This window comes from Chryseobacterium culicis (genome assembly GCF_002979755.1).
Lineage (GTDB): Bacteria > Bacteroidota > Bacteroidia > Flavobacteriales > Weeksellaceae > Chryseobacterium > Chryseobacterium culicis_A.
The window spans coordinates 212427-225757 of the sequence record NZ_PCPP01000002.1 but is presented as its reverse complement, the minus strand read 5'-3'; the positions used below and the strand labels follow the sequence as shown (position 1 = coordinate 225757).

At 37.3% G+C, this 13331-nt stretch carries 14 protein-coding genes; 9 read left to right on the top strand and 5 right to left on the bottom strand.

Annotated elements, in window-relative coordinates; translation table 11 throughout:
• The first annotated feature begins 150 nt into the window (after positions 1-150).
• The 8 genes from pepT to CQ022_RS14110 all read left to right on the top strand — a co-directional run bounded on the left by pepT (position 151) and on the right by CQ022_RS14110 (position 6832).
• Positions 151-1398: a peptidase T gene (pepT, locus tag CQ022_RS14145; RefSeq protein WP_105683000.1), complete on the top strand. Its 1248-nt coding sequence runs from the start codon at positions 151-153 to the stop codon at positions 1396-1398.
• Between the two features lie 6 nt (positions 1399-1404).
• A complete protein-coding gene (locus tag CQ022_RS14140; RefSeq protein WP_105682999.1) occupies positions 1405-1971 on the top strand; it encodes a hypothetical protein in 567 nt (188 codons plus the stop codon).
• 156 nt (positions 1972-2127) lie between these two features.
• A complete protein-coding gene (locus CQ022_RS14135) occupies positions 2128-3435 on the top strand; it encodes a hypothetical protein (RefSeq protein ID WP_105682998.1) in 1308 nt (435 codons plus the stop codon).
• A gap of 167 nt (positions 3436-3602) precedes the next feature.
• Entirely contained in the window at positions 3603-3836 is a 234-nt protein-coding gene (locus CQ022_RS14130) for a hypothetical protein (protein WP_123864441.1), read from the top strand.
• 145 nt (positions 3837-3981) lie between these two features.
• Entirely contained in the window at positions 3982-4218 is a 237-nt protein-coding gene (locus CQ022_RS14125) for a hypothetical protein (RefSeq protein WP_105682996.1), read from the top strand.
• 153 nt (positions 4219-4371) lie between these two features.
• Entirely contained in the window at positions 4372-4968 is a 597-nt protein-coding gene (locus CQ022_RS14120) for a porin family protein (RefSeq protein WP_105682995.1), read from the top strand.
• A gap of 78 nt (positions 4969-5046) precedes the next feature.
• Entirely contained in the window at positions 5047-6105 is a 1059-nt protein-coding gene (locus tag CQ022_RS14115; protein ID WP_105682994.1) for a sensor histidine kinase, read from the top strand.
• Positions 6098-6832: a LytR/AlgR family response regulator transcription factor gene (locus CQ022_RS14110; RefSeq protein WP_105682993.1), complete on the top strand. Its 735-nt coding sequence runs from the start codon at positions 6098-6100 to the stop codon at positions 6830-6832. Before CQ022_RS14115 ends, CQ022_RS14110 begins: the two co-directional genes overlap by 8 nt.
• A 43-nt stretch (positions 6833-6875) precedes the next feature.
• On the opposite strand, the gene CQ022_RS14105 is transcribed toward CQ022_RS14110, so the two are convergent.
• The 5 genes from CQ022_RS14105 to CQ022_RS14085 form a co-directional block, all read right to left on the bottom strand.
• Entirely contained in the window at positions 6876-7784 is a 909-nt protein-coding gene (locus CQ022_RS14105; RefSeq protein ID WP_105682992.1) for a DUF6268 family outer membrane beta-barrel protein, read from the bottom strand.
• Between the two features lie 98 nt (positions 7785-7882).
• Positions 7883-9103 carry a multidrug effflux MFS transporter gene (locus tag CQ022_RS14100; RefSeq protein WP_123864439.1) on the bottom strand — a complete coding sequence of 407 codons (1221 nt, stop codon included), beginning with the start codon at positions 9101-9103 and terminating at the stop codon, positions 7883-7885.
• Between the two features lie 169 nt (positions 9104-9272).
• Positions 9273-10091: a helix-turn-helix domain-containing protein gene (locus CQ022_RS14095; RefSeq protein WP_105682990.1), complete on the bottom strand. Its 819-nt coding sequence runs from the start codon at positions 10089-10091 to the stop codon at positions 9273-9275.
• 273 nt (positions 10092-10364) lie between these two features.
• The gene (gene thiL, locus CQ022_RS14090) at positions 10365-11417 is read right to left on the bottom strand and encodes a thiamine-phosphate kinase (RefSeq protein WP_105682989.1); all 1053 of its coding nucleotides are present in this window, start codon (positions 11415-11417) and stop codon (positions 10365-10367) included.
• A 102-nt stretch (positions 11418-11519) separates the two neighbouring features.
• Positions 11520-12014 carry an acyl-CoA thioesterase gene (locus tag CQ022_RS14085; RefSeq protein WP_105683399.1) on the bottom strand — a complete coding sequence of 165 codons (495 nt, stop codon included), beginning with the start codon at positions 12012-12014 and terminating at the stop codon, positions 11520-11522.
• A 114-nt stretch (positions 12015-12128) separates the two neighbouring features.
• On the opposite strand from CQ022_RS14085, the gene CQ022_RS14080 reads away from it, so the two are divergent.
• Positions 12129-13331, top strand: coding sequence for an NAD(P)/FAD-dependent oxidoreductase (locus tag CQ022_RS14080; RefSeq protein WP_105682988.1), 1203 nt, complete (start codon positions 12129-12131; stop codon positions 13329-13331).

Sequence of the window (13331 nt, the reverse complement as noted above, 5' to 3'; positions counted from 1 at the left end):
ACTACTTAGTATACTGTACATACAAAGCTAACATTATTTTGATTTTCAAAGATTTATATCTGATTTATAATTTCAATAACTGATATTAAATCGCAAATAACGTATTCTCAGCATCAAATTTGCTAACTTTGTTAAAATTTATGATATCTGATGAGTACAATAGAATTCAACCCATTGTGGAAAGAAAAATTACTGAACCGTTTTCTTAGCTATGTAAAAATATATTCAACCAGTGATGCAGAAAGTGAAACGACACCTTCTACTCCTCGCCAGTGGGATATTGCCAACTATATTACTGAAGAACTGAAGACCATCGGTCTGGAAGATGTTTCTATAGACGAGCATGGTTATATTATGGGCTATGTTCCTTCTAACCTTGAAAACGATGACAGACCTACCATCGGGTTTATTTCACATTATGATACTTCACCAGATTTCAGCGGAGAGAATGTAAAGCCTCAGGTTTGGGAAAACTATGACGGAAATGATCTTCTTTTGAACCAGGCTACAGGATTCACCCTATCTCCTTCAAGATTTGAAAGCTTAAAAAAATATATCGGTCAAACCTTAATTACTACGGACGGAACTACTCTTCTTGGAGCCGATGATAAAGCAGGTTGTGCAGAGATTGTAACAGCTGCAGAATATCTTATTGCTCATCCTGAGATTAAACATGGAAGAATTGCAGTAGGATTTACTCCTGATGAAGAAATCGGAAGAGGTGCTCATAAATTTGATGTGGCTAAATTCGGTGCAGAATGGGCTTACACAATGGATGGCGGAGAAGTGGGAGAACTTGAATATGAGAACTTTAACGCTGCCGGAGCAGTAGTAAAAATCCATGGATTAAGTGTTCACCCTGGTTATGCTTACGGAAAAATGATCAATGCTGCTCTTTTAGCCGCTGAATTTGCTCAAATGCTTCCTGCTAACGAAACTCCTTCAACCACAAAAGGGTTTGACGGATTTTACCATTTAATGGATATCACTGCTGATATTTCTGAAGCAAAACTTCAATACATCATCCGTGATCATGATGCTGATAAATTTGAAGCGAGAAAGAAATTCATGGAGGAAAAAGTAGCAGAATTCAATCAAAAACATGGTGAAGGAACTGCTGAAGTGGAAATCAAAGAGCAATACAGAAATATGAAGCAGCAGTTTGAAGGTAAAATGCACATTGTAGACCTTGCTGCCAAAGCAATGACCGAAGCGGGTATCGAACCTAAAATCAAAGCGATCAGAGGAGGTACAGACGGTGCACAGCTTTCTTATATGGGACTTCCATGCCCGAATATCTTTGCGGGAGGAATCAACTTCCACGGTCCATATGAGTATGTAGCTTTGGAAAGTATGGAAAAAGCAACCGGAGTAATTATTAATATTGTAAAAGCTTAATAAATCATGAAAAAGGTCTTAGCATCAGCTTTCATTTTCACTTTTATTTTAGGCAGTGCCCAGGTTTCTGAATTTGAAAGGGCAGATTCACGCTATGAAAGGAAGAAAACGGCTCTGTATAATAAATATCCTAAGCCTAATGATTTGAGAACCAAGAAAGAGTGGCTTTTGACAGAGGATAAAATAACCGCATACAAGACTGCTTTGGATAAAGCTTCCCTTGAGGATCAAAAAATGATCACTGCAGATCCTCCTACAAAAGCAAAAGTCAGTAAAGAAGCTGAATACGATAAAGGAAAAGCCGCTTTTCAAAAGCTTTTATATGAAGCCGTAGATCTTGTCTTTTTAAACTTTTCTTCAGATTCTTATAAAGCAACATTAAACTTTGTAGTAGATTCTAAAGGGAATGCCCTTAATCCTAATGTAAAAGGAAATAATGAGGATGTCAATGCTTTTATTGAAGCCGCTTTTTACCGGATTAAAGATAAAGGTAAATGGAAGCCGGCAGAAGATAAAGGAAAGCCCGTCTCCTCAAGTGTTTCTATTCCATTAGTATTGAGTTTTAAAAAATAATATACAAAAACCCGCTATTCTGATAGCGGGTTTTTATTTTTCATATAATAGAAACATAATCAAAAATCATTATGCTGTTGATGTTAATTTAACACAATTTTTTTGTACGTTTTAAATAATTCACCTAATTTTGATTAAACCTTAAAATCACTTTATATGAAAATGAAATCTAACCACTTCAAAATTGGCAGAAAATTTCACTTTACTTTTCTTTTATCTATTTTCTGTTTGTTTATTTTAACGTCTTGTTCTCAGGATGATCCGGCGGATCTTCCTGCGGAAAAAACTACAGAGCCTGCTCCTATGAAGACTTTGGGAAACCTTACTTTACAGAAGAATGTTATTATTCTTAATGATGAGTCAGTAAATGCAATTTCCACTCATAATAATGGAGAAATTACGTTTAGCCGCATGACTCCGCAAACTGACAGTATTTCTATAGGAACTGTTATTGTAGGGACTAAGATAGAAGGCGATCAGGTGAACACCATTCTTTCAAAAGTAAGCGCTGTTTCAAAATTGGATAACCAATTTAAAGTACAGACTTCCAGTGCGAAACTTGAAGAGTTCATCTACAGCGGAACATTAAGCGGAGTGTATGATCCATCAGGGAAAGCTCCTGTTAATATTGATGGCAGAATGGTAAATTACATTCCTGTAGAAGGTATGGTTTCTGAGCAAATCAACCAAAGAATACATTCTATCGAAGCGAAAAACCTTCAAAATCAGAAATTAATTACCTTCAACCGTTATAATTTCAATAAAACGTTTTCATTTCCTTTATCTTCAGCAGGAACATCCAGTGTGAATGTAAAAGGAGGATTTACGCCAAAGATTGATTACAATATCACATTCTCATGGGGGCATTTGTCCAACTTCTATGTTAACCTCATCATGGATGATATCAAACTTCAGAGCTCTGCTAGTATTGTAGGAAGCCTGGGCTACACCGCAAGCACTACAGACTATCTGAATATTCCTATCGTTCCTATCGTTCTGGGACCTACCGGACTGATCTTAAGCCCAACCCTTTCTGCGGGCCCATTCCTGGGAGTACAGGCTACAGGAAAAGTACAGGCTCAACTTTTGGATCTTGAGGGAAATGCTAACTTCTTAGTAAGCAAAAATCCAGAGATTAACATTAATCTTCAAAAGAAATCAGAACCTGCCATCACTGTTGCAGAGGGAAATTTATCTGCTGAAGGTGGTTTAGAAGCAAAAGGAGCTGTAGGGCTGATGTTTCTTACCATTCCTATTGCCAACTCAGGGGTGAAAGGAAGAGCTTCTGCCCTTTCCTCTTTAGGATTAACATTTGTTCCTGCAAGAAAAGGAGTGATTTCTGTAAAAGGTAAAATCCAGGCTGATATGTTCTATGGTTTTGGAATTGCTCCTTTAAGATATGAAGGAACCATTCCTCTTTTTACAAAAGAACGTATGCTGTATCAGAAGGAATTCAGTTTTTAAGACACACATTCTATCGATCATAAGGAAGCCACTCTTGCAGTGGCTTTTCTTCTTATAAAGCAGCTGCACATAATTCATTTACAATTAATTAAGACAATTTTATTATATTTACCAAGATGTACAATTTTAAACTATAACATTTAATACCTAATTAAATCATGAAAACAATGAAAAAACTTTTAAGAAAAGACTTATCTACAATTCTAGGCAGCGGAATAGATGGCTGTCATATGGGAGGCAACTCTTATAATTGTCAGGACGACTGCCAATGCGCATGGGGATATGCCTGTGAAATGTATGAAGACGGAAATCCGGGACAATGCATCGCCGTAGGAGGCGGTGGAAATCCTGGTGGCGGCGGATGTCTGCCTCCGAACGACTGTACAGAGCAACCTTATTAATTATTAAAATGAGATTATATAACCCACTACTGCAATGGTAATGGGTTATCTTTTTCACTCATTTACAATAGGTTATAACACAACCTATTTACTTTTTAATCATATTCTCTTTATTAAACCTTAAACTTTTAACACCTAATTACTCATGAAAAAAATGAAAAAACTTTTGAGAAAAGACTTATCTACAATTCTGGGCAGCGGCATCGGTGGCTGCCATATGGGAGGAGATTCCTATAATTGTCAGGATGACTGCCAGTGTGCCTGGGGAAATGTCTGCCAAATGTACGACGGAGGTGGTGAGGGCCAATGCGTCCGCGGAGGTAGCGGAAATCCAGGAGGCGGCTGTAATCCTCCTTCTAATTGTGAAGAACAGCCTTATTAGTAATAAAAAACCGGAAGTAGTAATGCTTCCGGTTTTATTTTTTTCATCTGGAAACAGATTTTTGTCAAAGCATCTCTGCCATTCATCAAATAAAATTTCATCTCCTACTTCATAATTGTTGTTTTGCAACAGATTATTAACAACACTTAATTTATGAAGCAGCAATTTTTAGCGCTGAGCTCCCTATTATTGTGCATCTCCTGCACCGTAGAAACTAAAGCACAGCAAACCCCAGCTTTTCACATCGGAGTAAAGGGAGGAGCAAATTTCACAAAAACGTCCACGGAATCTTCTTCTTTAGAAGGGAAATACGGATTCGGTTATCAGGCAGGAGTAATGACGAGAATGGACCTCGGAAAACTATATGTACAGGGAGAGGCTCTTTTCAACAAAAGAAAAACAACTTACGAATCCCAAGACGGAAGCTCTTCAAAACTTTCATGGAACGCTATTGATATTCCTGTAGTAGTGGGATATAAGTTTATTAAAAATGATGATTTTAATGTAAGGATATTTGCCGGAGGCGTATACAGCTATGCCTTCAACAATAATGTATCTACTTCCCAGGCTCTGCTGGAGGGCTTTAAAAAGTTTGACAAGTCCAATATTGGAGTCACAGGAGGTTTAGGATTAGATTATAAGAATTTCACAGTAGATTTGAGGTATGAGACCAGTCTTTCAAGTATCAGTAAAGAATTTAAGTCCAAACCCCACAGTTTTTCCCTGGGAATAGGTTATTTCTTATTCTAAAAACTTAAATTATCTTTACCGTTAGAAACTGTTTTCCCTGCAGTTTCTAATTTTGCATTTATTTACTTGATCTTCACCATGATACATTTCGTTGTTTTCAGAAAGCATATTTTCGTTATCCTATTCTGGCTCGTCTTTGCGGTTGCCATCTGGATTAATTTCCAGGCGACATCTGACAATATTACCGCTGTTTTTCAGACCATTGTATTAAGCATAACTTCATTTTTTTTCACTCATTTTCTAACAACAAAGCTCCTTCCAAAAGCGCTGCGTTCTAAAAAGATGAGCGTATTTCTGATTCAGGCAACGGTTATTATTTTTGCACTAAGTTTTATCTATTCTCTTATATTCACTTATATTGAAGGAAGTAACAAAACTGTTCTCCCTCCCAATTTCTCAGACCACGCTCCTCTTCTATGGAAAGGTTTTTATCTCGCGCTGCCTGCTTCTTTTCTGATTAACGGTGCTGCCTGTGGAGTCAAATTTTATCAGGAACACGGAAAAATAGAACGTGATCATATTCTTCTTCAGCAGGCTCATCTGGAAAACCAGCTCAAATTGCTTCAGGATCAGATTAATCCACATGTGGTCTTTAATATTCTGAATCACATTCATATTCTGATGAGAAATGACATCAAACTTGCTGATTATCTATTGCTTAAATTTTCTGATATTTTGCGTTATCAGCTATATCACTGTAATCAGAATCTGGTTCCTCTGGACAAAGATATTGAACATGTTCAGAACCTTGTAGAAGTGGAGAAATTAAGATGGGGCAACGAACTGGATGTCAATACCTCTTGGGAATTAAGCCATAAAAACTTGTTTATAGCACCTCTTCTTCTGGTTCCTTTTATTGAAAATGCTTTTAAATATGTCTGCAGGCTTCCCGGCCACAAAGGATACATTATGATTTCATGCAGGGAAAAAGACAATACGCTTTCTTTTTATATTGAAAACTCCTACTCAGAGATGATAAGCCATAAAAAGAAGGATGGTGTGGGAGGAATAGGTCTTGAAAATGTAAAAAAACGCCTGAAGCTGCAATATCCTGATGCTCATGATTTAAACATAGAATCAGATCATCATGTTTTCAAAATATCTTTAACCTTACAACTTTCTGACCGCCATGAGTAATACGATTCCCAAAATGAAATGTCTGATTATAGATGATGAGCCACTGGCAAGATTTCACCTCAAAGAACTGGCTGATCAGATTGATTTTTTATCGGTGGAAGGAACCTGTGCTACAGCTCTGGAAGCTGATACCAAAGTAAAGGAAACAGAAATTGATCTTCTATTCCTGGATATCAACATGCCTTACCTCACTGGTCTGGAATTTTTGGAACAGCTTGAAAACCCTCCTTTATGCATTCTTACTACAGCGTATTCTGAATATGCGCTGGAAGGATTCCGTCTGCAGGTAGTGGATTATCTTTTAAAACCCATTGCTTTCAACCGTTTTTATCAGGCAGTAAATAAGGCACAGCAACAGTTTATCATCAGTGAAAAGCTGAAAAAGAATACTCCTCTGGATGATCCTTTTCTGTATGTGAGGCAGTCTGATAGTTTCATTAAGGTTTCGTGGGTAGATATTCTGTACATTGAAAGTATGCAGAATTATACCAAGCTTCATTTTAAAAATAAATCACTGATTATCCATCAAACGATGAAAGCTATTGAAGAATCTCTCCCCTCAGACCATTTTTTCAGGATTCATAAATCCTACCTCATCAATATTACCCATATTGACATGATTTCAGGAGGACGCCTTTTCATTAATAAAATTGAGCTTCCTATATCCCGTACCCGAAAGGAAGAATTACTGAATCAGGTGGTTTATAAGAAATTAATAAGTAAATAGCTGGAAGCTGGGAGTTATCAAATTCCCCGCCTCCGGCATTTTTTTATGGAAGATTCCAGCGTAATGATACTGCAGCGTAAAATGTGCTTGAAAATCTCGGATCAGCTATTTTTTTGTCTCTGAAAATGCTGCTGATTTTCCGGTCATTTTCACTAAAGCTTCTCAATATCGCTGTTCCTCCCGTAAGACGTACAGTGAGCTTGTCATTAATTTTTAATTCCGGTCTGAGTCCTGCGGTGATCTGCTGGTAACCTAATAACATCGATTTTCCGTTTATACTTCTCTCTGCGGTCATTCCATTCAGTTCTACAACAGCTTTTAAAGCAAATTTATCGGAGAAAAGATATCCGGCTTCCATTCCTTCCGGGAAGTTAATCTTGAATTTAATCTTTCCGTTGGTTTTCCAGTCGAAATAGATCCATGGTAAAATCATAGGGACACCAAAAGCAGTGGTAAGCACCGGTCCGGCTCCTAACGAAAGGTTAGGATTAAAATGCCTGATAAATAAAACTCCTCCCTGTCCCAGCACATCATCGAAATCTATTTTTTCAAGGTCTGTATATACGCCTACAGATGCCGTCATCATCATACTCCATTTTTTGCCCAAAGGTCTCAGATGCTGTATTCCGACCTGTGCGTTCAGCATCTGATCCGGAAATAATGCAGTTTCGTAATTTTTATGGGCCATCTTTGCATAAGATCCACTGAGCAGCATAGACCATGCTCTTATTTTCCCATTGGAATCTTTTTTTACTGATAACGGAATACTGAGGTTCAGATCTACTCTTTTAAAATCACTTTTAGAATTGGTTTTTGCGCTGTCTTCCGGACGGATATAGCTGGAAGCAGGAATGTATTCGGTTTTAAGCTCTGCAGAGATGCCGGACTGTGCATTTACCCAATATCCCAATGGCAATATACAGCATAGAGCTGTCGAAAGGGTTCTTTTCATATTTTAAATTTTATGCAAAGAGAACCCTTTGACTATTTTTTACAAAAATTACTTGATTAAGTGTCTGAATTGTATGACAACAGGATCAAATAAGGGGATTAATTTTCGGATTGGGTAACTATTGGAACGGTCACTTTTTGAGTCTTAAAAATTCGATACCCGAACCATACAGCAATTAATGCCATTGCGGAACGTGTTACTACCATCGGAATGATAGAATCGGCCTCTAAAAACCCTATTAATCCTGATATTAAAAAGGTAACCATCAGCTGCATAAAACCCAATAATGCTGCCGCTGTTCCTCTTCCCTCTTTAAATGGAGATAAAGCATGAGCAGAAGTGATGGGAAACAGAATACCAATAGCTAATAATGACAGATACAACATTGCAATTTCCAGGGCCACAGAAAGGTTTTCTGCCGCAATGAGAATATGCAATGTACAAACTATCAGCAATACAATGGTAGCAGAAAATAAAAGGGTTGAATTGCTTATTCTTTTGATCAGCTTAGGTGTAATATAAGCTGCTGTTATCAATGCCAATGAATTAAAAGCGAATATAAAACTAAATGTACTGCTTGAAAAACCGTGTATCTCCATAAATAGAAACGGCGCATTTGAAATGTAAATAATCAAGGATGCAAAAGCAATACTTCCTACCATGGTACTGTTGATAAAATCTCTGTTTGAAATGATCATTTTCAACTGCTCTTTTAATCCTTTTTCATTCAACATTTCATCATCAGAAAGATGAATTCTGGTATTGGTTTCCGGCACATATTTGTACACCATGAAGAAGGTAATCAGCCCCATGATACATAAAAAGGCAAACGAACTGTTCCAGCCCCAGAATTTAAGGAATACACTTCCCAATAACGGGGCTACAATGGGTGCAATTCCGCTGATCTGCGACTGTTGTGAAAAGATAGTGACTGCTTTATTTTTATCATAGAGATCAATAATGATGGCTCTTCCGATCACAATCCCTGCGCTACCTCCGAATGCCTGCAGAAAACGCATGGCCCATAACACATAAATATCCGATGTAAAATAAATGGCTGTTGCTCCTATAATAAAAAGCAAAAGTCCGCAGTATAACATCGGTTTTCGTCCTTTTTTATCAGATAAAGGTCCCCATAGCAGCTGTCCGAAAGCAAATCCGGCAAAGAACACAGAAATGGATACCTGAATATGCCCAATATCGGTATTAAAAATCTTCGCCATACTTGGAAAAGCAGGAAGATAAAGATCTATACTTAGCGATTCTAACGTGTTGAGTAGTGCAAGAATAAACACTACAATATTCAAATTCTTCTTCATAAATAACAATAAGCCTTCGCAGGCGTTTTTTTCAGCTGCAAAATTGCTGTAAAAAGTATCGTTTCTCAATAAAAGAACTGAAGGAAGAATAGCACAAACTGAGGATTGCACTATGCATCAATGCATGAATTATTTATTTACAATAAAAAACAAAGGAACATTCTGAGGATTAGCCTTTTCCATCCCTGAACCCATCAGGATTCTGCCGGGTATGTTTTTTAAAAAAACGGGAAAAGTAAGAAGCATCACCAAAACCTAATTTAAAAGCAATCTCTTTTACCGTTAAAGCTCCAAAACTAAGCTCTCTTTTGGCTTCCAGAATAAGTCTTTGGGCAATCATTTTTTTTACCGTTGTTCCCCGGGAAATCCGGACAATATCATTAAGGTGATGGGCGCTTATTTTGAGCTGCTCAGCATAAAAATCAGTGTTTTTCTGAGTGATGTAGTGTTCTTCTATCAGTGCTACCAGTTGCTGAATCCTCGGTTTATCATCTTCCTCGGTATTCTGCATCGTAATCTGATCCGTAATAATGAGACAGAAAGCTCTCAGATAGGCTTTTAAAATTTCCACACGTCCGGAGCCAAGATACTCCTGTTTGATCATGGAAATCAGCATATTTCCGGTTTCACTGCTTTCTTCATCTAAAAAGAAAGGTCTGGCTCCGTTTGCCAGAACCACTTCAGTATCGCAGGCTTCTTTGAAAATTTCTTTGCTGATAGCCAAGACAGATCCTTTTTCCTTGCGGAGTTTCATATTAAAAACCTGTCCGGGAACAATAATACAGATCTGGTTGTTTTTCACAGGATAACTCTCAAAATCCAACTCAAGACTGCTGTCTGTATGAACTTCTTTAAACCAGATAATTTCAAAAAAATTATGCCGATGAATATCCTCGAAGTTTTCCGGATGTCCATTTTCTAAGGTGTTGACCTGAAATTCTTCAGACACCAGGTTATGAACAGGAATATTTTTTTCAGATGAATTCATTGCTAATGTATTTGATCAAATAAAGCAAAAACCGCAGCAAAAAGTACTACGGTTTTCTTACAATATTTAAAATTAAATATAATTTTTCGGTTTTGGTATGTTATTTAACTAAAAACAAAATAATAAATTACACTCCAGACTGTTACAAAAAACAAGACAAAAACGAAAGACTCTTTCAGGTTCTGATTTCTTTTTTTTATGTAGTGTTTGTACAGGGTAACTATTATGAATGTTATAATTACTAAACATGGTAATACGGTAAAGGTATACATCTTATTGGTTTAAAAAAGCATCCCATCCCTGAGCTGTAAGAGCCACAAGCTGGTTTGAACCTCTTGCTACCATAAAATTTCCTTCTTCTTTTTCTACTGCATGTCCTATAATGGTAAAATCCGGGTGATTTTTAATTTTATCAAAATCTCCTGAAGAAATTGTGAAAAGCAATTCATAATCTTCACCACCGCTTAAAGCAGTCATCACCGGATTCAAGTTCATTTCATCCGCCGTAGAGATGGTAAGACTGTCCATCGGAACTTTTTCCTCGTATAATCTGAACCCTACATTTGACTGATCTGAAAGGTGAAGGATTTCGGAAGCCAGACCGTCAGAAATATCAATCATAGAAGTTGGTTTAATATCCAGTTCTTCCAGAATCGTTTTAACGTCTGTTCTTGCTTCAGGCTTCAGCTGTCTTTCCAGGATATAGTCATAACCTTCCATTTCCGGCTGCATATTAGGATCTGCAAGGTAAACGGCATGTTCTCTTTCCAGAATCTGTAAGCCCATGTATGCTCCGCCCAAATCTCCTGTTACGACAAGAAGATCATTCGGTTTTGCACCGCTTCTCTTTACAATGTTTTCTTCATTTTCAATTCCTACTGCTGTAATGCTCATTACCAATCCGGAATTGGAACTTGTAGTATCTCCTCCGATAAGATCAACTTTGTATCTTGTACAAGCCGCCTGAATTCCGGCATAGATTTCTTCTAAAGCTTCTACCGGAAAACGGTTGGATACCGCAAGAGAAACCAATATCTGTGTAGGAGTTGCATTCATAGCAGCTATATCGCTAAGGTTCACCACCACAGCTTTATACCCTAAATGCTTTAAAGGAACATATCCTAAGTTGAAATGTACATCTTCTGCCAGCACATCTGTTGTAAGAACTACTCTTTTGTTATCAGGATTAATAACTGCTGCATCATCTCCTACCCCAAGCTCCGAAGATTCATTGGATAGCGGAAAATGCTCTGTCAAATGTTTAATAAGACCGAATTCTCCTAATTTTGAAATGGGCGTCAGCTCCTGTGATTTATCTTCAAACATAATTTCTGTTTATAAGTGATGATTGATAAATGATAAATGATAATTGATCTATCAAAAATACAATGCTTACATTGATATCATTGATCAACCATCATTCATCATTTATATATTAATTTCTGCCGGGTCAATATTATGTGGATGGAAAGGGAATTTTTTGAAATCTTCTTTCGATAGCACAATGGTCTCCGGGCTTTTATATTTATTCATTGCTTCCACTACATCATCCGGCGGAGTGGTCATTTTTCTAAGCATCATATCAATCCATACTCCTGTAGCTTCTGCAGTAGCACAGTGCATTCCGTCAGGTGTATAAAACTTGTGTACGAAACGGTAGATAGAAGAATCTTCTGCACATCCGTCTATTTCCACACTTACGATTACGATCTGATCTGCATAGATTTCTTTGAAGAAAGAATATCTTTCATGCAGGATTACCGGGCCGATTCCCCATCTGCTCAGTTGGGTAACTCCCATTTTCTCTTTAGTCATGAAAGCCATTCTGGCTTGTGCACAATATTGTACATATGATGAATTGGCTAAGTGCTTATTGGCATCAAGATCGCTCCATCTTACTTCAAATTTATGGTAGAAAATCATATGAAAATCGTTTTGGGTCTCATTAAAATTATAATCTTCAAAAATACTCAAATAAGATGGTTTATAAAAATTGTACTTTTGAAAAAATAATCTTCCGCATAGGATTACACATACATGAAACAGATCATTATTATCGGAGGCGGTGCTGCAGGCTTTTTCTGTGCATCTAATCTTGACGAAAAGAAATATACAATTACGATTTTAGAACAGAATTCGGATGTCCTTCAGAAAGTTAAAATTTCCGGAGGCGGACGCTGTAATGTAACCCACGCCTGTTTTGACCCGAGAGAACTGGTTCAGTTTTACCCCCGTGGAAATAAGGAATTGCTAAGTGTCTTTACTAAATTCCAGCCTGGCGACACGATGGAATGGTTTGACCAGCGTAATGTTCCGTTGAAAATTGAGAACGATAACAGAACTTTTCCTGAAAGCAATTCTTCCCAGACCATTATCAATACTTTTCTGAATGAAACGCAAAAGAAAAATGTATCGGTAAAAACAAAATGTACGGTAAAAGAGATTGAAAAACAGGATGAAAAGTATATTGTAAAAACCAATTCAGGGGATTTTGAAGCAGATTATATTGTATACGCTACAGGAAGTTCTCCAAAATCGTTGAAAATCATAGAAACGCTGGGCCATAAAATTATAGATCTTGTTCCTTCTCTTTTTACATTTAATATTAAAGATGAATTGCTGAAAGATCTTCCGGGAACAAGTTTTGAAAATGCCGGAATTTCAATTCCAAAGCTGAAAACTGAAGAGAGCGGGCCCTTGCTTATTACGCACTGGGGACTTTCAGGACCTGCAGTTTTGAAAATTTCAGCGTGGGAAGCCATAAGTCTTGCAAAACTTAAATATAACTTTGAAATTGAGGTCAATTTTATTTCCATAGAAATAGATGAAGCGGAAGAAATCTTCCATAATTTCAAACAAAGCAATCCTAAAAAAACCATTGGACAATCAAAGATCTTCGATATTACCAATCGATTCTGGCAGAAGATTTTAGAGATTTCAAAAGTTGACCTTAACAAACAGGTGGCTAATATTTCCGGAAAGGAAATGCAGAAAATTCTGGAAAATCTTTGCAGGAAAAAGTTTCAGGTAACTGGAAAATCAACATTTAAAGATGAATTTGTGACTGCCGGAGGTGTTGATTTAAAGGAAATTAACTTCAAAAACATGTCTTCAAAACTGCTTCCTAATTTTTATATTGCCGGTGAAGTTCTCAATATAGATGCAGTGACCGGAGGATTCAACTTCCAGGCTTGCTGGAGTGAGGGATGGCTTATCGCTCAGGATCTCAACAGCTTGTAA